Below are 20,656 nucleotides of genomic sequence, written 5' to 3'. Positions count from 1 at the left end.
AGCCAATTTCAATCCAGGGTTGCGCATCCAAGCGCGGCCAAGTGCCGGAATTAGGGCCTCCAACTTGAAATTCGAGGGATGTCGGCCATCATCGTGCCCTGATTGGCCGCTTCCTGACTTGCCGGATGGCGGCGTAACGTCGCATGACAAGAGTGTGCACACGCAACAACCGATGGAACCGATGGCAAAGCTGAACCGACGGAATTTCCTCTATTCTTCCGCCGCACTCGCTGCCCTCGCGGCGGCGTCCGGCGCCCTGCGCCCCGCCGCCGCGGCGGCCGTCATGGGAGAGCCGTTCGAGTTCTCCTATGAAAAACTCGTGGAACGAGCGCGCGATTCCGCGACCAAACCCTATGAGCCGCCGTACCGGCCGGACCCGGAAGTCGTCCAGAAGATCGACTACGAGCAGCATGGCAAGCTGAAGTTCAAGACGTCGGACGCGCCGTTTGCCGGCAGTGACGGCGCCTACCCGGCCACGTTCTTCCACCTCGGCCAGTTCTTCGGCAAGGCGGTGGCCATGCACGTCGTCGTCAACGGCCAGGCGCGGGAGTTCAAATACTCGCCCGACCTGTTCGAGATGCCCGCCGATTCCCCGGCGCACGATTTGCCCGCCGATTCAGGCTTTGCCGGCTTCCGCCTGCAGGAGTGGAACGGCGCCGAAGACTGGCGCACGCAGGACTGGGTGGCGTTCCTGGGTGCCTCCTACTTCCGCGCCATCGGTGCTTCGGGCCAGTATGGCCTGTCGGCGCGGGGCGTCGTCATCAACGCCGCCGTGCCCGGCGTGAACGAGGAATTCCCCGATTTCACCGAGTTCTACATCGACGAGGCGCAGGATCCGGCGCAGCCTGTCGTGGTCTGCGCCTTCCTCAACGGGCCCAGCATCACCGGCGCCTTCCGCTTCTACCTGACGCGCGGCCTCGATCGGCGGCAGGGCGTCGAGATGGATGTGGAGGCGGCGCTTTTCCTGCGCGAGGACATCCAGCGTCTCGGGCTGATGCCGCTGACATCCATGTTCTGGTATGGTGAATACGGACGCGAGCGCCTCAACGACTGGCGGCCCGAAGTGCACGATTCGGACGGTCTCGCCTTGTGGATGAGCAATGGGGAGCGCCTCTGGCGGCCGCTCAACAATCCGCCCTTCACCACGGTATCGTCCTTCAGCGACACCGATCCGCGCGGCTACGGCCTTCTGCAGCGGGACCGGAATTTCGACCACTACCAGGACGGCGTCATGTACGACCGGCGTCCAAGCCTGTGGGTGGAGCCGGTCGAGCCGCTGGGCGCCGGGCGGGTCGAACTGCTGGAGATTCCCACCGACGACGAGATCCACGACAATGTCGGGGCGTTCTGGGTTCCGGACGCGCCGGCGACGAAGGGTTCGGAGTACAAGCTTCATTACCGCCTGTTCTGGAAGGACAACGAGCCGCACCCGGCCGAGAATGTCGCCCAGACCATCGCGACGCGTATCGGCCGCGGCGGTGAGCCGGGCAAGCCCCGGCCGGACAACGTCTTCAAGTTCGCGGTCGAGTTCGACCGTCCCGCCGTCATGACCCAGATTCCCTACGGTGTCTTCCCGGACGTCAGTGTCACCACCTCCAGCGGCACCGTCGTCCGTCCGTTCGCCGAACCGGTGCCCAACGGCAATGTCTGGCGCGCGACCTTCGATCTCGAGATCGAGCCCGACAAGATCGCGGAATTGCGCATGTTCATGGCGCTGAACGGCAAGCCGCTGACGGAGACGTGGCTTTACCAGTTCGACCGGCGCAATCTCGTATCGCTTGGCTGATCGCCCAAGGACGGAGATGAACAGGAGGGGCGGCGCTGCCGCCCCTTGTCGTTTCTGCACGCAGCAGGGCCGCAGTCGCACAGATATTCAGCAACGTTAGGACATTCTTAAGTATGTTGTCCCAACTGTGGCCGGATTTGTTGACTTTTTGCAACGCAGCAGCCCTGCGAGCCTCTTTCTGATCATTGTGATTTGCGCTGCAGCAAAAGCGCGGCCATGTTCGCCTCATCAACCACTGATGAGTGATGTGAGCTTTGCCAACGCAGACTGCACGTTTGCGGGCCGTCTCGCGTACGCGCCCGTTTCTGGCAACGATCCTGTCCATGGGTTTTCTCATGGCGGCGCCGGCCGTGCCGGCGCGTGCCCAGGAGACGAGCGACCAGAAGGAAATTTCCGGGCTTGTCGGCGCACAGGTGGACATCGGCCGCCGTTTTGCGCGCGTGCAGTCGCGGCGGCTGCATGAGCGCATGGAAGTCCTGCGCGATGCCACCGACCGCCAGACGAGCGGATATTCCATCCGGATCGGCGCGTCGGATGGACCGGCCGAGGAAACCGCGCTCGAGCGCGAGTGGCGCGAACTGGAATCGGAGTTGCCGGCAGCCTACCGTGTCGACGAGACACCCTGGCGCGGGGACCGGCCCGACGAAATGCAGGCCCGGCGCCGTTTCACCGATGAGGGGCATGCGCTGTGGTCCGCGGGCTCCGTCGATTTCGGACGACGCACCAACGGCATGATCGATCTGGACAGGACCAGCGTCGGGATCGCCTCGGGCTTCGATGCGGAACTGTCGAAACAGGCAAGGCTGGGAATGGGCCTGAGCTTCGACCGCGCGATCGGCGAAGCGGGATCGTTCGGAACGCGCGCGCGGGGTCTGGGGCTCGGCGCCGCCCTGTACGGCAGCTACAATCCAACCTCGTCCACCTTCGTCGACGTGGCGGCCGGCGGCTCGTGGCTGGATTTTTCCAATGCCCGTTACGCCGTGCAGGCGGACGTCCTCGACTATGGCTCGCGCGCTGCCGCGCAAGGCTTCGGCTCCATATCGGCCGGCTACGAGCTGCGCGATGACGGGTTCCTGCTGTCGCCCTATGGACGGTTCGAAGTGTCGCACACCCGGTTCGACCCGATGCACCAGCGGATCGGCGAAACCGACGTGACGCTCGGCGAGCAGACGGTCGACAGCGTGCTGGCCATTCTGGCGGTGCGTGGCGAATACAGGATCGAGTTGCCCAAACTCGTCATCAAGCCGGGCGCGCGTGCCGAACTGACGCACGAGGTTTCCGGTGCCAGCCGGGTTTCCCCGATGGCCGGGGGAGGGTTGAGCCTGCCGGACTTCGCATCGGCGGGTATCGGCCGCGAGCAGCTGACGGTTGCGCCCGGCATCAAGGCCGAATTCGGCGACGAATGGTCGGCCGGGCTGGAGTACCGCAATGTCCTCAACAACGATGGACGGGACGAGACGATCAGCTTCCGGATCGGCCATTCGTTCTAAGTCGTTGCCTGCCCCTTAACGGGGCAGGGCATAGGCGATCACGTCGTCCCCGCGCCTGGTGCCGAGCGAGCCGTGGCCGCCGGCAACCACCAGAAGATACTGCCGGCCGTCGGCGCCGGTGTAGGTCATCGGCGTTGCCTGACCGCCCGCCGGCAGCCTGTCCTTCCAGATCTCGGCGCCGGTCGTCAAATCATAGGCGCGGATATAGTCGTCGATCGTGCCGGACAGGAACGCCACGCCGCCCGCAGTCACCATCGGACCACCAAGGCTCGGCACGCCGAGACGCAGCGGCAGCGGAACGGGCGAGGCATCGCGGACCGTACCGTTCTTGTGCTGCCAGATCACCTTGCCGGTGCGCAGGTCGGCTGCGGCGACGTAACCCCAGGGCGGCGACTGGCACGGAATGCCGAGCTTCGACAGGAAGGGACCCATCTGCACGGCGAAGGGGCCGCCGAAATTCTCGTTCAAGGCCGGCAAGGCGCCAGCGGGCGGCTGCGCGTTGACGACCAGGGACGTATCGTCCTGGCGGCGGAACAGCTGCGAGGTGAATGCCAGATAGGCGGGCGTGGCGAAGACCACCTGGCGAACCGGGTCGACCGCGATGCTGCCCCAGTTGAACACGCCGAAATTGCCCGGATAGACCAGCGTCCCCTGTTCCGAAGGCGGCGTGAAGCGGCCTTCATAGCGCAGCTTATGGAAGGCGATGCGGCAGAGGAGCTGGTCGAAGGGCGTTGCGCCCCACATGTCCTTTTCGGTCAGCGGCGGCGGATCGAAGGACATGGCCGAGACCGGCTGCGTCGGCGCGGTGAAATCGCCCTCGGAGGCACCCTGCGGTGCCGGCCGTTCCGTCACCGGCAGGATCGGCTCGCCGGTGCGCCGGTCGAGCACGAAGATTTCTCCCTGCTTGGTGGGCTGCACGAGGGCGGGCACGAGGGTGCCGTCCACCGCAATGTCAACCAGGGTCGGTTGCGAAGGGACGTCATAATCCCACAAGTCATGATGCACGGTCTGGAACACCCAGCGTACCGCGCCGGTGGCGACGTCGAGCGCCACGACGGAGGACGAGTATCTCTCCACCGATTCGCTGCGATTGCCGCCCCACTGGTCCGGCGGCTGGTTGCCGAGCGGCACGTAGACGAGGCCGAGTTCCTCGTCGAGGCTGGAGATGGACCAGCTATTGGGCGAGTTCGGCGTATAGGTCTGGCCGGGCGAAAGCGGCCCGGTGTCGTCCGGGTTGCCGCTGTCCCAGTTCCAGAGGAGCTCGCCGCTGGCGATGTCAAAGGCGCGGATGACGCCGGAAGGCTCCGTCGTCGACACGTTGTCGAGGACGGTGCCGCCGACGATGATCCTGTCCCCTGCCACGATGACGGGCGATGTAGAGTAGTAGGAGCCCGGATTGACGTTCGGCATGTTGCGCCACAGGTCGATCTGGCCGTCGCCGCCTCCGAAGTTGGAGCAGACGGAGCCGTCCTCGGGGTTGACGGCAATGACCCGGCCATCCGCTGTCGGCATGAACAGCTTGGCATCGCAGGCCGAGGCGGGGACTTGCCCGTCTATCGCCACCGGCAGGTCCGGCAAGGGCCGCTCGGCCGTCGCGCCGTCGACCGGCGCACGCGTGGCGCCCTCGTCCGCGGCCTCGCCCTGCGGGTGCAGGGTCTGTACGGCTTGCGCCGGCAGGGGCGTCTGGGCCGGCTGCTGTGCGGCCGCCGCTCCGGCGGGCGTACCGGACGGCGGCTGATAGGACAGGCCACGGCAGGTAAGATGCTGGAGCGCCAGTTCGCCGCGGATCTGCGGATCGTAGCGCCAGATTTCGTCGCCCGTGGTTGCGTTCAGCGCGATGACCGATTGATGCGGCGTGCAGAGATACAGCCTTTCCCCGATCTTCAGGGGCGTCACCTGGAAGGTGGTTTCCTCCGGATCGCCCGGTTCGCTGATGTCGCCCGTCTTGTAATGCCAGGCCACTGCCAGGTCGGAGACGTTTTCCGGCGTGATATCGGTCAGCGGGGAATAGCGCTGCCCCTGCTTGGTGCGGCCATAGGAATGCCATTCGCCCGGCGGGACGCCAAGGTCGTCGGGGGCCTGCGCCACGGCGCCGCCCACTTCGCCGACTACGCTGTGCCGGTCGGTGAACCAGGAGGCGACGGCGGCCACCAGTGCGACGCCCAGCGACAGGCTGAGCGCCAGGCCATTGCCACGGAACGCGGAGGCGTGCCCCGGTACGCCGTCCAGCGCCTGCGGCAGGGTCTGCAGCCCGAGGCGCCTTGTAATGGGGGGAAGCAGCAGCAGGAAGCCGAGCACCACGATCAGGCCGCCCCGCGCCGCCAGCGGCCACCAGTCCAGTCCGACCTCCCAGAGCGCCCAGACAAGCGTTCCCATGACGATGAGGGCGTACACGGCGAGCGCCCCCGGCTGGCGGCGGTGCAGCAGGATCGCGGTCAAGAGGAAGCCAATGGCGAGCGCAAGGTAATACCAGGATCCGCCGACCGCGATCAGCCAGATGCCGCCGACTGCAAGGGCGAGGCCGATAAGCCCTGCGATGGCGGCTGCGAAAGTCGTGGTCCTGCTTGTACGGATGGCTGCCATCGTGTTCCCCTCGAAGTCAGGATGCGGACATGTCGCATCTGCGAGAGAGGTCAAGTGCGCCAGGCGCTTCCACAGCATGGGTGGATGCTCTAGATCTCGGACACCGATGTCCGCACAGCGAGGTTCCTGCGTGTCGCCGCAGTCAAGCACCATGCCCTTCGGCGCATTCCACAGGCACGGCTTCGTACGGGTCGGGGCGGCGACGCCGCGCGTGGCGCTGGCCGATCCGCTGGTAAATGCCCGCTCGACCCTGCAGCTTGCCAGCAAGGCCGCCGATGAAGGCGCCGACCTCGTCGTTTTCCCCGAACTCGGGCTTTCCGGCTATTCGATCGACGACCTGCACATGCAGGACGGCTTGCTGAACGCCGTCGAGGACGCCGTTGCCGCGGTGGTTGAGGGCACACAAGACCTGTCACCCGTGCTCCTGGTCGGCGCACCGTTGCGCCGCAATGGCCGTCTCTACAATTGCGCGGTGGTGATCTCGCGTGGGCGTATCCTCGGCGTCGTGCCGAAATCCTACCTTCCCAATTACCGGGAATATTACGAAAAGCGCTGGTTCGCGCCCGGCATCGGCCTTGCCGGACTGTCCGTCGAACTGGCCGGGCAGGACGTGCCCTTCGGGCCGGACCTTCTTTTCGCCGCCACCGATCTTGCCGACTTCGTCTTCCATGTCGAGATCTGCGAGGATTACTGGGCACCCACGCCGCCATCCACCGTGGGCGCGCTTGCGGGCGCAAACGTGCTTTGCAACCTGTCGGCCTCGAACATCACGGTGGGCAAGTCGGCCGAGCGGCATCTTCTGGCGGCATCGCAGTCCATGCGGTGCATGGCCGCCTATGTCTACGCGGCGGCGGGCGCTGGCGAAAGCACCAACGATGTCGCCTGGGACGGGCAGGGCATGGTGCACGAACTCGGCGATCTCCTGGCGGAATCGGAGCGGTTCTCCCTGGAAGGGAGCCTCGTGCTGGCCGATGTCGATCTTGCTCGCATCCGCCAGGAACGCCTGCGCAACGGCACGTTCAACGATGCGGTCCGGGCAGCGGGCGATCCGGAGATTGCGTTCAGGCGCGTCGCCTTCGCCCATGCGCCGCACGGGCGAAGGATGGCGCTCAAGCGCGCCATCCGCCGCTTTCCCTTTGTTCCCAACCGGCCGGAACAGCTCGACCAGGATTGCTACGAGGCCTTCAATATCCAGGTGCACGGGCTGATCCGGCGTTTCGAATCGACACAGGGCGACACCATGGTGATCGGCGTGTCGGGCGGGCTGGACTCCACCCATGCGCTGATCGTCGCGGCCAAGGCCTGCGACCGGATGGGCCTGCCGCGCGAGCGGATCCTGGGCTTCACCATGCCCGGTTTTGCGACGGGCGAGGCCACCAAGGCCAATGCGTGGCGGCTGATGCAGGCTCTCGGCGTGACCGGTGAAGAGATCGACATCCGCCCGGCCGCGCGGCAGATGCTGGCCGATATGGGCCACCCGTTCGCCGCCGGCGAGCCGGCCTATGACGTGACGTTCGAAAATGTCCAGGCGGGCCTGCGGACGGATTATCTGTTCCGCCTCGCCAACCAGCGCCGCGGCTTCGTGATCGGCACGGGCGACCTGTCGGAAATCGCGCTCGGGTGGAGCACCTATGGCGTCGGCGACCAGATGAGCCATTACGCCGTCAATCCCGGCGTCCCCAAGACGCTGATCCAGCATCTGATCCGCTGGTGCATCGCCAGCGGCCAGTTCGACGCGGAGGCCGATGCCGTGCTGGCGGATATTCTCGATACCGAGATTTCGCCCGAGCTGGTGCCGGCGGATGCGGCGGGGCGCATGCAGAGCACGGAGGACCGGATCGGGCCCTACGCGCTGCACGATTTCTTCCTGTACCATATCATGCGCTGCGGGCAGGCTCCGTCGAAGGTCGCGTTTCTGGCGCTCGAGGCCTGGGGCGATGCCGAGGCCGGGCAATGGCCGGCCAATTTCCCGGCCGAGGCGCGGCGCGCTTACGATCTGCCGACCATCGCCCGGTGGCTCGAAAGTTTCCTGCTCCGCTTTTTCCAGACAAGCCAGTTCAAGCGGACGGCGATGCCGAACGGGCCGAAAGTGTCGTCCAGCGGCGCCCTGTCACCACGCGGGGACTGGCGCGCGCCTTCCGATGCAAAGGCAACGGCCTTCATTGCCGAGTTGCGCGCCGCCCTCGATCAGGCCGGCTGAGCGCCGGGGGAGTTCTTCCGGCCGTTGGCAGCGCCGCCGGTGCGCAGGCTGGCGAAACTCGCCCGCAGATCGCTGAGGCGATGGTCCATCTGGTGCTTCTGCTCCGGCGTCAACGCCAGATAGAAAACATGGACGCGCGCCTCGATTGGGGCGATGCCCGGATGCTTCATCTGCAAAAGATCGGAACTGCGCGCGTAATCCTCGTGCGTCTTCTGGAACAGAAGCGCGATCAGCCCGATGCACAGCGGAAACCAGGCGTCGAAACGGCTGCCCTGCGAGGCGAGGCAGGCGACGGCTGCGCCGATCATGAGAAGCGACAGGACGATATAGACCGAGAATTGCTGCACGATCAGCGCGATCTGCATGCGCGTCGGATCGCGTTCGCGCAGCCGCGCGGCAAGACTGGCGCCCTTGGCGATCTCGCGGTTCGCCTTGATCCAGGCGAAGGACGACACCGTACGGGCCAGCGTCTTGATGGCGAGCGACACGAGCGCTGCGCCGGCAAGCGCGCCGATGATGTTGAGCATCAGGGAAGTCAGTGGCGATTCGATGAGGGAACTCAGCCCATCGGCAGCTTGCGACATGTCATCAGCCTGTATTCCACGCGTCCCTGTGGTTGCATGAACCGCGCAATCGGGATCATTTCAAGGCAAGGCGGTCAGCGCTCGTTCGACTTCCATGCGCCCAGAAGCCGCGGCAGGTCTCCGAAGCGTGCAACAGCGCTGTAAACGGCGACGGCGATCAGCACGAAGAACACCGTCACGCTGGCCATGACGGGCGTATAACCGTAGCGCAGCGCGTTGAAGATCTTGATCGGGATCGTCTCGAGCGTGAAACCGACGGTCATGTAGGCGACGATGTATTCGTTGAGCGACAGGACGAAGGCGAAGGCGAAGCCTGAGATCAGATACGGCGCGATCATCGGCAGCACGATGGTGGACAGGACGGTGCGCTCGTTCGCCCCCATGGATCTCGATGCCTCCACCATCTCCTTGTCGATCGTCGCAAAGCCGAGCGTCAGCGTGACGAGCGGCAGCGAGGTGAAGAAGATTGCGTGGCTGATCACCACCGTGAAGTGCCGGCCGTAGAAGCCGGCCGTGATCCAGAAGGACAGGGCGCCGAGTGCGGTGATGACGGGTGGCAGCACGAAGGGCGAAACACCCAGTAGTTGTATCAGGCGGCCTAGGCGCGTGGTGCGACGCCAGAGGGCGTAGGCGATGGGAAGCGCGATCAGCACACTCAACGCCGCGGCCAGCGCCGCAACGGTGACGGAGGCCGTCAGCGCCGCGCGCCAGCCATCGTCGGTGAAGATGTCGCCATACCAGCGCAGCGACAGGCCCTGCGGTGGAAAGGTCAGCGTGCGCTTTTCGTTCAACGACACGCCGGCAATGACGACGAGGGGCGCCGCCATGAACAGGCCGACGGCGATGAACAGCAGGCGATTGGCCAAGCCCCTCATCTGGCGACCCCGCGTCCGCGCCCGATGGCCGCCGTCAGCGAGACGAGGGCGATGCTGGTTATGACGAGGAAGACGGCCATCGCCGCCGCGAAGGGCATGTTGGACTGGTAGATCGCCTGGTCGGTGATGAAGACCGACAGCGTCCAGTGCTGGGGACGCCCAAGGAGCTGCGGCAGCAGGTAACTGCCCAGCGCGAAGACGAAGATGAGGATGAAGGTGGCGACGATGGCGGGCCGCAGGGCGGGAAGCACGACCGTCAGGAAGGCGCGTACGGGCGTCGCCCCCATGGTCTGCGCCGATTCGGCGAGCGATGGGTCGAGCCGCGAGAAGGCGGGATAGAGAACCAGGACGGCGTAGGGAAATGCCTGATACGTCATGCCGAGCAGCACCGCGACGAAACCGGGCGAATAGGCCGTGGGCGTATCGGCCAGGCCCAGGAACACGAACAGGTTGGAGATGCCGGCCGTTCGCGACAGGAGCGTCGACCAGGCGAAGCCGATAATGACTTCCGATAGCGACAGCACGGCCAGCAGCGCAACGAGCCACGGCACCTGCCTCCGGCGCGGGAGGCGCGTCAGCGCCCGTGTGAAGGGAACGCCGATGGCGATGCTCAGGGCGGCGACAAGCGCGGAAAGGCCCAGCGAGAACGCGAGAATGCGTCCGAAGAACAGGGTGAAGAAGCGCTGGTAATGCTCCAGCGTCAGGCTGGGCTCGTAGAAGCCGCCCTGTGCACGCTCGAACAGCGAGACGGAGATCATCGTGGCGAAGGGCACGATGAAGAAGGCGATCAGCATCGCCGCCGGAAAAATCAGCGGAAGGTTGTCGCGCAGCGGACCGCTGCCGGCGGCGCCTGCCCGCATCAGGCGCCTGCCGCCGGGAAGAAGGTGGGGCTGTCCGGCCGCACGCCGAGCGAGATCGTGTCACCCACCGAGGGGTGAAAGCCGGCGGGGGCGAGCGCCACGACGCGTTGCCCTGCGGCGGTCAGGTGGATTTCCACGCTGGAGCCGATGTCGCGGACGAAGTCCACCGTCGCGGCAACCTGCCCCTGGCCTTCGGCATGCAGGAGGATGTCTTCCGGCCGGATGGAGGCGGTGCCCGCCGCGCGCTGGCCGACGTCGATGCCCAGCATGCGGGCGCCACCGGGACCGCTTTCCACGGTGACGATGTTCGTCTGTCCGATGAAGTCCGCGACGAAGGGCGTGGCGGGGTGGCGATAGACCTCTACCGGCGGGGCCGCCTGCTGCACCCGGCCCGCCTGCATCACCACGATGCGGTCGGCCATGGTCATCGCTTCGCGCTGGTCGTGGGTCACGACGATGGTGGTGATGCCCAGCCGCTGCTGGAGTTGCCGAAGCTCGACCTGCATCGCCTCGCGAAGCTTGGCATCGAGTGCCGAAAGCGGTTCGTCCAGCAGGAACAGGCGCGGCGAGACGGCAAGCGCGCGGGCGATGGCGACGCGCTGGCGCTGCCCGCCCGAAAGCTGCGTGATCGCCCGGCCGGCGACGCCCGGCAACCGGACGAGATCCAGAAGCTCGGCCACGCGCCGGTCCCGGTCGGCCCTGCCGACGCCGCGGATGGCCAGCGGATAGGCGATGTTGTCGCCAACCGACAGATGCGGGAACAAGGCGAGTGACTGGAACACCATGCCGATGTCGCGCTGGTGGACGGGCAGGCGGGTCATGTCCCGCCCATCGAAGACGATGGCGCCTTCGCTGGGCGTCTCCAGGCCGGCGATCATGCGCAGGAGCGTCGTCTTGCCGCAGCCCGAAGGGCCGAGCAGGCAGACGAAGCTGCCCGGCTCGACCGTCAGGTCCACGCCGTCGACTGCGGTGACGCTGTCGTAGCGGCGCGTCAGGTTGGTGATGACAAGGCCGCTCATCAGCTTACGATCAGTTCCGTCCACTTCTGGTTCACCCAGTCTGCCTTGTCGACATAGAGCTCGTAGCGCGGGACGATCGGGTCGATGGTCGACGACACCGCGTTGAACTCCTCGTCGGTCAGGTCCAGAAGCTCGCGGCGGATGATCGGGGCGGTGCCGATCTGCCGCGCCATGAGCGCCTGTATCTCCGGCGTGGTGGTGAAGTTCATGAATTCATGCGCTTCGTCCACCTTTTCCGAGGCGCTGGAAATGGCCCAGGAACCCGAATCCGAGATGCCGCCCTCCTTCGGGAACGTCGAGCGGACCGGGAAGCCTTCCTTGGCGGCAAGGCCGGTGACGTCGTGATAATACTGTCCCATCGGGATTTCGCCGGATTTCAGCGCCTGCTCGAACTGAGCTTCGTCGCGGTACCAAAGCTGCACGTTCGGCTTCAACTCGGCCAGCTTCTGCATCACCTCCAGGACGCCCTCGTCGGTGGCGAGCTTGTCGGTGCCGCCGAAGAAGGTCTTGGCCGTCACCTCGAGCAGGAAGCTGTTGGATGCGAGCGCCAGCAGGCCGAGCTTGCCCTCGTTCGACGGGTCCCAAAGGAAGGCCCAGCTTTCCGGGGCCTCCGGGTAGGATTCCGTGTTGGAGACGAGCGTGATGTACCACGACACGGCACCCACCCCGGCTACCCGGTCATCCGGATAAGCGGCGACGAAGGGCGGTAGAATCTCGTTGAATCGCTCGATCCGGGCGGTATCCACCGGCGTCCAGAGCTCCGTTGCGATGCCCTTGCGCAGCGCCGTCTGCGACATCATCGAAACGTCGGCCGGCGCCATGCCGGCGCGCGCGGCCTGCTGCAGCTGTACCAGCCAGGCCTCGCCCGTCGGCTCGGCGATCGATTCCACCTCGATGCCGGTGGCTTCGGTGAATGCCGGGAAGATGTGCTCGTCGAAGGAATCCTTGAAGTACCCGCCATAGACGCCGACCTTCAGCGAGCGGTCCTGAGCGCGCACGATGGAGGGCATGGCAAGGCTGGCGGCCGCCGCCGCGGAGCCTGCCATCAGGCTGCGGCGCGTCAGGGAAAAGGGCTTCGTCATCCGATGGTCTCCTTTTTGGCGGCGAGCGCCGGGGTGAAGGGCATGAGGCTCAGTATCTCGAACAGCATCTGAGCGCCGGCATGGGCCGTATTGGTGGTGGCATCGTACTGAGGCGCCACTTCGACGACGTCGCCGCCGACAAAGTCGAGGCCCGCCAGCCCGCGCAGGATCGCTTGCGCTTCGCGCGTGGTCAGGCCGCCGATCTCGGGCGTGCCCGTGCCCGGCGCGAAGGCGGGATCCAGGCTGTCGATGTCGAAGGACAGGTAGACCGGCCCTTCGCCGGCGATCGCCCGCGCCCTTTGCACGATGGCATCGGTACCCAGCGCCTGCACCTCCTCGGCATGGATGACGCTCATGCCCGACGCGTAGGAAAACTCCCACAGATATTCGGACGCGCCCCGGATGCCGATCTGGATCGTACGCGCGGGGTCCAGAACGCCATCCAGGACCGCCTGCCGGAAGGGCCCGCCATGGTGGAACCGGCAATTGTCGAAGGGGCCGGACGTGTCGCAATGCGCGTCTATATGGATCATGCCCACGGGGCGGTCCCGGCCGATGGCGCGCAGGATCGGCAGCGAGATCGAGTGATCGCCGCCGACCGACAGCGGGATGACGCCCGCTGCAACGATCTTGCCGATGGTCGCCTCGATATCCTCGTGCGAGCCCGCAAGGTCGAAGCGCGAGCGGAAGGGTATGTCGCCCACATCGGCAACCGCCAGCTCGCGCGCCGGCATGGTACGCAGGACGTGGTTGTACGGGCCGACGCGCTCCATCGCGCGGATGGCGCGCGGGCCGAAGCGGCAACCGTTGCGGTTGGTGATGCCCAGATCCATCGGAACGCCGATCATCGCGACATCCAGCCCGGTCAGGTCGGGACCGGTCCAGTCCACCGGCCGGAACGGCACGTCCAGAAGGGTCGGCATGCCGGCATAGGGCGCCTGCCGGGTGCCCCCGGCATCGATGACCTGCCGCGCCATCGCCGCGAAATGCGGATCGTGGATGACGCTTTCGTTGGCACCGCCGAAACGCTGCCGAAGATCGTCCAGCTTCAAGTCGTTCGCGCTCATGTCGCGCCCTCCAGTGGTCCGTCCATGCCATGCGCCGCCAGGCGTGCCGCGAAGGCGGCGATGCCGGTATCGTCGACATTGGCGAATGCAATGCGCAGATAGCCGTCCTGGCCGGGGCCGAAATAGCTGCCCGGCAAGGTCAGAAGGCCCAGGCTCTGCGCCAGGAACCGCGAGACGGAGCGGGCATCCCTGCCGCCGTATGGATGGCGCACATAGGCGAAATAGGCGCCGGCCTGCACGATATCCCAACCCTTGGCCGCCGCCATGGCGTTGCGGAACGTGCCGGCCCTGTCCCGGATCTCCCGTGATTTGCCGGCACGCCACTCGGCCGTGCCTGCGATGCTGGGCGCAAGCGCCGCCTGGCTGGGACGGGGCGGGCAGATCTGCACGCAGTCCAGAACCTTTTCGGCCTCTGCCAGAACGCCCGGTCCCGCTGTTATGGCTCCGAGCCGGTGGCCGGGAATGGCGTAGGATTTCGAGAACGAGTACAGCGCGATCAGCGTGTCCTGCCAGTCCGGACGACCGAAAAGACCGTGCGGCGCGCCGCCGTCCGGCTTGAGGAAATCGCGGTAGGTCTCGTCGAGGATCAGGTACAGGCCGCGACGGCGGCACAGCTCGAACAGGGCTTCGATACGCTCGGGTGGGCAGACGGCCCCTGTCGGGTTGTTCGGCGTAACGAGGACCAGCGCCCGGCTGGACGGCAGGATGGCTGCCTCGACGGCCTCGACCGTCGGGATGAAGCCATCCATGGCCTGCGTCTCGACGGGGGTGGGAGCGATGCCGAGCATCGCCAGCGTCATCTGGTGGTTGAAGTACCAGGGCGTCGGAAGCAGGATGGAGTCACCCGCGCCGGCCACCACCATGGAAGCGGTGAAGAAGGCCTGGTTGCAACCGGCCGTGATGGCCGTGGAGGCCGGCCCGACGTCGGCGCCATAGAGCGTGCCGACATGCTCCGCATAGGCCGCGCGCAGGGTGGGATTGCCGAGGATGGGCCCGTAGCGCGCATCGTCGGCGCGGGCAGCCGCCTCGCCGAAACGCTCCGTGAAAAAAGCGGCAGGTGCATAGCCGGGCACGGCCTGGCTCATGTCCACGACGGGTCCATGGCTGCCATCGTAAGCGGCAAGCCAGCCCTGCGCCTCGGGGATCGGCGGCACCGTAACCCGCGCCACCGTGGGCGATGGCGTTGCCGGCCCGCTGGCGGACAGATCATCCCGGGGATATGCCTGCGGCTTCATCACAGAGTCCCTATGCTTTCTGGTTGTGCACATATACCGGGGCGCAACCGCTGAAAAGAGGATACGCGCGTGCTCCGGCGGATTTGTACGGGCTGGCCTTATGCCTGACTTACGATTAAAAGGACGCAGGTCCGCGCCATTCCGCGCCGGCCGAAAAAGGTAATCGAACCTCATGACAAGTTCACAGGAAACAGCCGACAGGCTGCCCCCTGCGTCGCCGCATGCCGGCATGGGATTTCGCGAGTTCGTCGCCATCGTCGCCTCGCTGATGGCCGTCAACGCCCTGGCCATCGATGCCATGCTGCCGGCGCTGCCGCAGATCGGCGACGCGTTGTCCATCACGGACGACAACCAGCGCCAGCTCATCATCACGGCCTACCTTCTCGGTTTCGGGGTGGCGCAATTGTTCTACGGCCCGGTGTCGGACCGGTTCGGCCGGCGCGCCGTGCTGCTGTTCGGCCTTGCGGTCTACACGATCGGCGGTTGCGCCGCCGCGATGGCGTCCTCGCTCGACCAGATGATGGCGGCGCGGATCGTGCAGGGGATCGGCTCCGCCGCGACGCGCGTGCTGGCCGTCTCCATCGTGCGCGACTGTTATTCGGGCCGGCACATGGCCCGCGTGATGTCGATCGCCTTCATCATGTTCATAGCCGTCCCCGTGATCGCGCCCAGCTTCGGGCAGGCCATCGTCGCCTTTGCGCCATGGGAGTGGATATTCCTCGCGCTCGGCCTGTTCGGCTTCCTGCTGGCGGGGTGGGTCTGGCTGCGCCTGCCCGAGACGCTGCCGGCTCAGAACCGCTCGCCGATCATCTTTTCGGCGGTCGTCGGCGCGTTCCGCATCGCCGCCACCAACCGGGCCTGCCTCGGGTATACGCTGGCGGCGACTGCAGTGATGGGTTGCCTGTTCGGCTTCATCAATTCGGCGCAGCAGATCTTCGTCGAGGTGTTCGACACGGGTTCTTCCTTCCCGCTGCTTTTTGCCGGGATCGCCCTGTTCATGGCGGCGTCGTCCTTCACCAATTCGCGGATCGTCGAGCGACTGGGCATGCGTCTGGTGTCGCATACGGCCATCGTCGCCTTCACCGCCATTGCATGCCTGCATGCGGCCATCGCCCTGTCGGGCCATGAGTCGCTCGTTTCGTTCCTGCTGCTGCAATCCCTGATGATGTTCTGTTTCGGCCTCGTCATGCCCAATTTCAGCGCCATGGCGATGGACCCCGTGGGCTCGGTGGCCGGTACGGCGGCCTCTTTCCAGGGCTTTGTGACCACGGTCGGCGGGGCGCTTCTGGGCTTCTATATCGGGCAGCATTACGATGGCACGGCCACGCCGGTCGTGGTGGGCTATGCCGTGCTCGGCTTTGTCGCCATCCTGATCGTGCTGGCGACCGAGCGCGGGCGCCTGTTCAAGTCGGTCAACCCGCCGCAGCCGTCCGCGCCTCGCTCCGCCAGAGGATGACGCGCTGGAGGACGATGAAGGCGAAGAGCAGGAAGCCGATCGCAATCTTCGTCCACCACGAGGACAGGGTTCCATCGAAGACGATGTATGTCTGGATGAGTCCCTGGATCAGCAGCCCGACGAAGGTGCCGGCCACGAGGCCGGTGCCCCCGGTGAGGAGCGTGCCGCCGATCACCACCGCGGCGATGGCATCCAGCTCCACGCCGACCGTGGCCAGCGAATAGCCGGCCGAGGTGTACAGCGTGTAGACGATCCCCGACAGGCCGGCCAGGAACCCGGAGAGCGCATAGATCAGGATGGTCGTGCGGGCGATGGGCACGCCCATCAGCTCCGCCGACTGGGCATTACCGCCCAGCGCGTAGACATTGGCGCCGAAGCGCGTGCGCTGCGCCAGGATGCCGCCGACCACGAAGACGGCAATCATCACCATGGCGATGGCGGTCAGCCGGCCGCCCCCGGGCAGGCGGATGTAGAAGCTCGAAATGGCCGACAGGACCGGATCCGACAGGGGAACCGAGTCCGTCGAGATCAGGAAAGCGGCTCCGCGTGCCAGGAACATGCCTGCCAGCGTGACGACGAAGGGCGGCATGGTCAGGTAGTGGATGGCCGCCCCCATCACCGCGCCGAAAGCCGCCGTGACGACGAGAAGCAGCGGAAGCGCCACGAAGGGGTTCAGGCCGGCCGATATGGTGACGGCCAAAAAGACGCTCGTGAAGGCGATGACCGAGCCGATCGACAGGTCGATGCCGCCCGACAGGATAACGAAGGTCATGCCGACCGCCGCAATGCCGAGAAAGGCGTTGTCCGTCAGAAGATTGGCGACGACGCGACTGGACAGCATGTTGGGATACTGCGTGACGCAGAGCGCATAGGCGGCGACGAAGATGGCAAGCGTTGCCAGAAACGGCAGGGTGCGTGCGGAGATCATCGGGTAGCGGCCTTTTCCTGCCGGGCGTCGCGGCGTCTTGGCCGCAGGAACGACCCGGCCATGGTCAGGGCCGGGGACTGCACCGCGAGGATGACGACGATGATGCCGGCCTTGATGATCAGGTTGAATTCAGGCGGATAGCCCGCCATCAGGATGCCGGTGTTGATGGACTGGATGATGAGCGCGCCGATCAGCGAGGCTACGATGGAGAATCGGCCGCCCAGCAGCGAGTTGCCGCCGATCACCACTGCCAGAATCGCGTCCAGTTCCAGCCAGAGCCCGGCATTGTTGGCGTCTGCCCCGCGAATGTCGGCGGCGACGATGATGCCCGCCATCGCCGCCGTCAGCCCGGACAGGGCGTAGACGGCGATCAGCAGGAACCGCGTGCGGACGCCGGCCAGCGTGCTGGCGGTGCGGTTGATGCCGACCGATTCCAGCAGCAGTCCCAGCGCCGTGCGCCGGACGGTCAGCCCGACCGCGAGCGCCACGAAGGCCAGCAGCAGGATGGGGACGGGTATGCCGAAAACAGCGCCGGAGCCAAGGAAGGCCAGGCCGGGATCGTTGAAGGTCAGGATCGCGCCCTCGGTGATCAACTGGGCGATACCGCGCCCCGCCACCATGAGGATCAATGTCGCGACGATGGGCTGGATGCGAAGCACCGCGACCAGAAAGCCGTTCCAGATGCCGCAGGCCAGGCCCACCGCCAGCGTCGCCGCCAGCACGGCGGGCAGGGACGTGTCCGAAAGTGTCAGGGAGACGGCCGTCGCGCCGCAAATGGCCATCACGGCGCCAACCGAAAGATCGATGCCCTTGCTGGCGATGACGAGCGTCATGCCGACCGCGAGAAGGCCGACGGGGGCTCCGCGCACGAGGATATCGACCAGGCTGCCGTAGAAGCGGCCGTTCTGGAAGCTGACGTCCAGGAAACCGGGCGACAGGAAGCTGTTTGCCGTAAGGATGATGGCCAGCGCGACGAGTTGCGGCGCCAGCCGCTTCAGGCGGGTCATGCCGCATCTTCCTCCCTGTGGCCGTGCGCGGCGATCGCCCCCATGATGGCGGCCGGCGTTACCTCGTCTCCCGTCAGCTCCGCGACATGGCGACGGTCGGCCAGAACCACGATGCGCGAGGCATAGGCCACGAGTTCCTCCAGCTCGGACGAGATGACCACCAGCGCCATGCCGTCGTTGCGCAGCGTATCGATGAGGCGGATGATCTCCGCATGCGCGCCCACATCGATGCCGCGCGTCGGTTCGTCCAGGATCAGGAGGCGCGGTTCGGTTGCCAGCCAGCGCGCCAGGAGCGCCTTCTGCTGGTTGCCGCCCGACAGGAACTTGATGGGCATCTCCGGATCGGCCGGCCGGATATCCAGCGCCTCGATGAACCGGGCCGCGAGGGCGGCCTGTTCGCTGCGCCGCAGGGGCCGTGCCCAGCCGCGCCGTGCCTGCAGCGCAAGGGCGATGTTTTCACGGACCGTAAGATCGGCGACGATGCCCTCCGTCTTGCGCTCTTCCGGGCAGAAGCCGAATCCGGCGGCAACGGCCCGCTCGGGCGATCCGAGGGAAATTTCCTGCCCGTCGACGAAGGCGGACCCGCTATCGCGGCGGTCGGCACCGAACAGGAGCCGCGCGGTCTCGGTGCGGCCGGATCCGAGCAGGCCGGCGATGCCCACCACCTCCCCGGTGCCGATGGCAAGGTCGAACGGCGCAACGCCGCCCTTGCGCCCGTAATTCTCGAAGCGGAACGCCGGATCTTCGGCAACAGGGGCGCGCGGCGCGGCGCGGCCCAGCGTCTCGCCTTCCAGTTCGCGCCCCAGCATCAGGGCGATCAGATCCATGCGCGGCAGCCCGCGTACGGGCCGGCTGCCGGCAAGCCTGCCGTTGCGCAGCACCGTGATCCGGTCGGCTATGGCAAAGACCTGATCGAGGAAATGGGTGATGATGACGATCCCAAGCCCCTCGTCCCGCAGGGTGCGGATGACGCCAAACAGCAGCTCCACCTCGCCCGGGTCGAGGCTGGCGGTGGGCTCGTCCAGCACCAGCACCTTGCCTGAAAGGTCGACGGCCCGGGCGATGGCGACGATCTGGCGGATGGCGACTGAATAGCTGTCGAGCGTCTGCTTCACATCGATGGAAAGGCCGTACCGCTTCATCAGGCTGCGCGCGTCGGCATTCATCCGCCGATAGTCGACCAACCCGAAACGGCGCGGCTGACGCCCGAGATACAGGTTCTCGGCCACGGTCAGGTTGGGCAGCAGGTTGACTTCCTGGTACACGGTACCGATGCCAAGCTTCTGCGCCTCGCCGACATTGCGCGGGTCCACCTCGACGCCGTCCACCCGGATGGCGCCGCCGTCTCGCCGGTAGGCGCCGGTGAGGATTTTGATGAGGGTGGACTTGCCGGCGCCGTTTTCCCCCAGGAGAGCGTGCACCTCACCGCGCGCCAGCGTGAAGTCGACGTGGTCGAGGGCGCGGACACCGAAAAAGGATTTTTCGATGCCGCGCGCCTCGAGAACGGGCGTTTCCATCAGTAGCCGAGGTTCTTCTTGGCCTCATAGACCGCCATCGGGTCGTCCTGCGCGGTGTAGAGCTTCGACTCCGTCTGGATCCACTTCGGCGGGGCCGTGCCATTGTCCAGGAAGGCCGAGATGGCGTCGAAGGCCGGTCCGGCCATGTTGGGCGTCAATTCCACGGTCGCGTTGGCCTCGCCGTCCGCCATGGCGCGGAAGATGTCCGGCACCGCGTCGATCGACACGACCTTGATGTCGGTTCCGGGCTTCAGGCCGGCTTCCTTGATGGCCTGGATGGCGCCGACGACCATGTCGTCATTGTGCGCGTAGACCGCGCAGATATCCTTGCCGCCGCCTTCGGCCTTGATGAAGCTCTCCATCACTTCCTTGCCCTTGGCCCGGGTGAAGTCGCCGGTCTGGCTGCGGACGATCTGGATGTTGTCGTGCCCGGCGATCGCTTCCTCAAACCCCTTCTTGCGGTTGATGGCGGGCGACGAACCCGTCGTTCCCTGCAGTTCCACGATCTTGCATTCGGCGTCGCCGACATCCTTCACCAGCCATTCGCCGGCAACTTTGCCCTCGAAGACCTGGTCGGACGTGACGGCCGTGAGATAGAGGTCGTCCGGCGCGTCGATCTGGCGATCCAGCAGCACGACAGGAATTTCCGCTTCCTTGGCTTCCTCGAGAACCTGATCCCACCCGGTCGCCACGACCGGCGCGATCAGGATGGCGTCGACGCCCTGTGCGATGAAGCCGCGCACGGCCTTGATCTGGTTTTCCTGCTTTTGCTGCGCGTCCGCAAACTTCAGGTCTATGCCGCGCTTTTCGGCCTCCTGACGGGTAACCGTCGTCTCTGCCGCGCGCCATCCGGACTCCGACCCGATCTGCGAGAAGCCGACCGTCAGCGCCGATGCTGAAACAGTCCCTGCAAGCAGGGCGGCGAGGAGCGCGGCTCCGGCTGCGAGCGTTTTCCCTGGCATGTCAT

Annotated in this window: 16 protein-coding genes; 4 read left to right on the top strand and 12 right to left on the bottom strand. The window is 66.2% G+C overall.

From position 1 onward, the window contains the following. The first annotated feature begins 181 nt into the window (after nt 1-181). Together IGS74_RS01695 and IGS74_RS01690 are read left to right on the top strand one after the other, a co-directional pair. Nucleotides 182-1,786 carry a glucan biosynthesis protein D gene (locus IGS74_RS01695; RefSeq protein ID WP_192388839.1) on the top strand — a complete coding sequence of 535 codons (1,605 nt, stop codon included), beginning with the start codon at nt 182-184 and terminating at the stop codon, nt 1,784-1,786. Nucleotides 1,787-2,109: 323 nt separating this feature from the next. After that, the gene (locus IGS74_RS01690; RefSeq protein WP_192388837.1) at nt 2,110-3,276 is read left to right on the top strand and encodes an autotransporter outer membrane beta-barrel domain-containing protein; all 1,167 of its coding nucleotides are present in this window, start codon (nt 2,110-2,112) and stop codon (nt 3,274-3,276) included. A gap of 15 nt (nt 3,277-3,291) precedes the next feature. Here the strand turns inward: IGS74_RS01690 and IGS74_RS01685 are convergent, their stop codons facing one another. Beyond that, entirely contained in the window at nt 3,292-5,859 is a 2,568-nt protein-coding gene (locus tag IGS74_RS01685; protein WP_192388835.1) for a glucose/quinate/shikimate family membrane-bound PQQ-dependent dehydrogenase, read from the bottom strand. 151 nt (nt 5,860-6,010) lie between these two features. Here IGS74_RS01685 and IGS74_RS01680 point away from each other — a divergent pair, with 151 nt between their 5' ends. Further along, a complete protein-coding gene (locus tag IGS74_RS01680; RefSeq protein WP_192391296.1) occupies nt 6,011-8,059 on the top strand; it encodes an NAD(+) synthase in 2,049 nt (682 codons plus the stop codon). Here IGS74_RS01680 and IGS74_RS01675 read toward each other — a convergent pair. From IGS74_RS01675 to IGS74_RS01645, 7 genes are all read right to left on the bottom strand, one after another. After that, nucleotides 8,047-8,643 (bottom strand): hypothetical protein, encoded by a 597-nt coding sequence (locus tag IGS74_RS01675; RefSeq protein WP_192388833.1) that lies wholly within the window; start codon nt 8,641-8,643, stop codon nt 8,047-8,049. The genes IGS74_RS01680 and IGS74_RS01675 overlap by 13 nt on opposite strands. A 74-nt stretch (nt 8,644-8,717) precedes the next feature. Next, a complete protein-coding gene (locus IGS74_RS01670; protein ID WP_246723222.1) occupies nt 8,718-9,470 on the bottom strand; it encodes an ABC transporter permease in 753 nt (250 codons plus the stop codon). 44 nt (nt 9,471-9,514) lie between these two features. Next, the gene (locus tag IGS74_RS01665) at nt 9,515-10,378 is read right to left on the bottom strand and encodes an ABC transporter permease (protein WP_039194595.1); all 864 of its coding nucleotides are present in this window, start codon (nt 10,376-10,378) and stop codon (nt 9,515-9,517) included. Beyond that, on the bottom strand, nt 10,378-11,397 hold the full coding sequence (locus IGS74_RS01660) for an ABC transporter ATP-binding protein (RefSeq protein WP_192388829.1): 1,020 nt from the start codon (nt 11,395-11,397) through the stop codon (nt 10,378-10,380). The genes IGS74_RS01665 and IGS74_RS01660 overlap by 1 nt, the downstream gene beginning before the upstream one ends. Further along, entirely contained in the window at nt 11,397-12,479 is a 1,083-nt protein-coding gene (locus IGS74_RS01655) for an extracellular solute-binding protein (RefSeq protein WP_039194598.1), read from the bottom strand. The genes IGS74_RS01660 and IGS74_RS01655 overlap by 1 nt, the downstream gene beginning before the upstream one ends. Beyond that, the gene (speB, locus tag IGS74_RS01650; protein ID WP_192388827.1) at nt 12,476-13,546 is read right to left on the bottom strand and encodes an agmatinase; all 1,071 of its coding nucleotides are present in this window, start codon (nt 13,544-13,546) and stop codon (nt 12,476-12,478) included. The genes IGS74_RS01655 and speB overlap by 4 nt, the downstream gene beginning before the upstream one ends. Then, the gene (locus tag IGS74_RS01645) at nt 13,543-14,781 is read right to left on the bottom strand and encodes an aminotransferase (RefSeq protein ID WP_192388825.1); all 1,239 of its coding nucleotides are present in this window, start codon (nt 14,779-14,781) and stop codon (nt 13,543-13,545) included. Before IGS74_RS01645 ends, speB begins: the two co-directional genes overlap by 4 nt. Before the next feature lie 172 nt (nt 14,782-14,953). On the opposite strand from IGS74_RS01645, the gene IGS74_RS01640 reads away from it, so the two are divergent. Continuing rightward, a complete protein-coding gene (locus tag IGS74_RS01640) occupies nt 14,954-16,237 on the top strand; it encodes a multidrug effflux MFS transporter (RefSeq protein ID WP_197057531.1) in 1,284 nt (427 codons plus the stop codon). Here the strand turns inward: IGS74_RS01640 and yjfF are convergent. Genes yjfF through ytfQ form a run of 4 tightly spaced genes read right to left on the bottom strand, consistent with a single transcriptional unit; the run spans nt 16,194 to nt 20,651 of the window. Continuing rightward, nucleotides 16,194-17,165 (bottom strand): galactofuranose ABC transporter, permease protein YjfF, encoded by a 972-nt coding sequence (yjfF, locus tag IGS74_RS01635; protein WP_156122377.1) that lies wholly within the window; start codon nt 17,163-17,165, stop codon nt 16,194-16,196. The two genes, IGS74_RS01640 and yjfF, sit on opposite strands and share 44 nt — an antisense overlap. Continuing rightward, entirely contained in the window at nt 17,162-18,172 is a 1,011-nt protein-coding gene (locus IGS74_RS01630; protein ID WP_192388823.1) for an ABC transporter permease, read from the bottom strand. Before IGS74_RS01630 ends, yjfF begins: the two co-directional genes overlap by 4 nt. Further along, a complete protein-coding gene (locus tag IGS74_RS01625) occupies nt 18,169-19,689 on the bottom strand; it encodes a sugar ABC transporter ATP-binding protein (protein ID WP_192388821.1) in 1,521 nt (506 codons plus the stop codon). The genes IGS74_RS01630 and IGS74_RS01625 overlap by 4 nt, the downstream gene beginning before the upstream one ends. Beyond that, nucleotides 19,689-20,651 (bottom strand): galactofuranose ABC transporter, galactofuranose-binding protein YtfQ, encoded by a 963-nt coding sequence (gene ytfQ, locus IGS74_RS01620; protein WP_192388819.1) that lies wholly within the window; start codon nt 20,649-20,651, stop codon nt 19,689-19,691. The genes IGS74_RS01625 and ytfQ overlap by 1 nt, the downstream gene beginning before the upstream one ends. Between the last annotated feature and the right edge of the window lie 5 nt (nt 20,652-20,656).

It is taken from the genome of Aureimonas sp. OT7, assembly GCF_014844055.1.
Classification (GTDB): domain Bacteria; phylum Pseudomonadota; class Alphaproteobacteria; order Rhizobiales; family Rhizobiaceae; genus Aureimonas; species Aureimonas altamirensis_A.
This window is presented reverse-complemented; position numbering and strand designations above follow the sequence as displayed.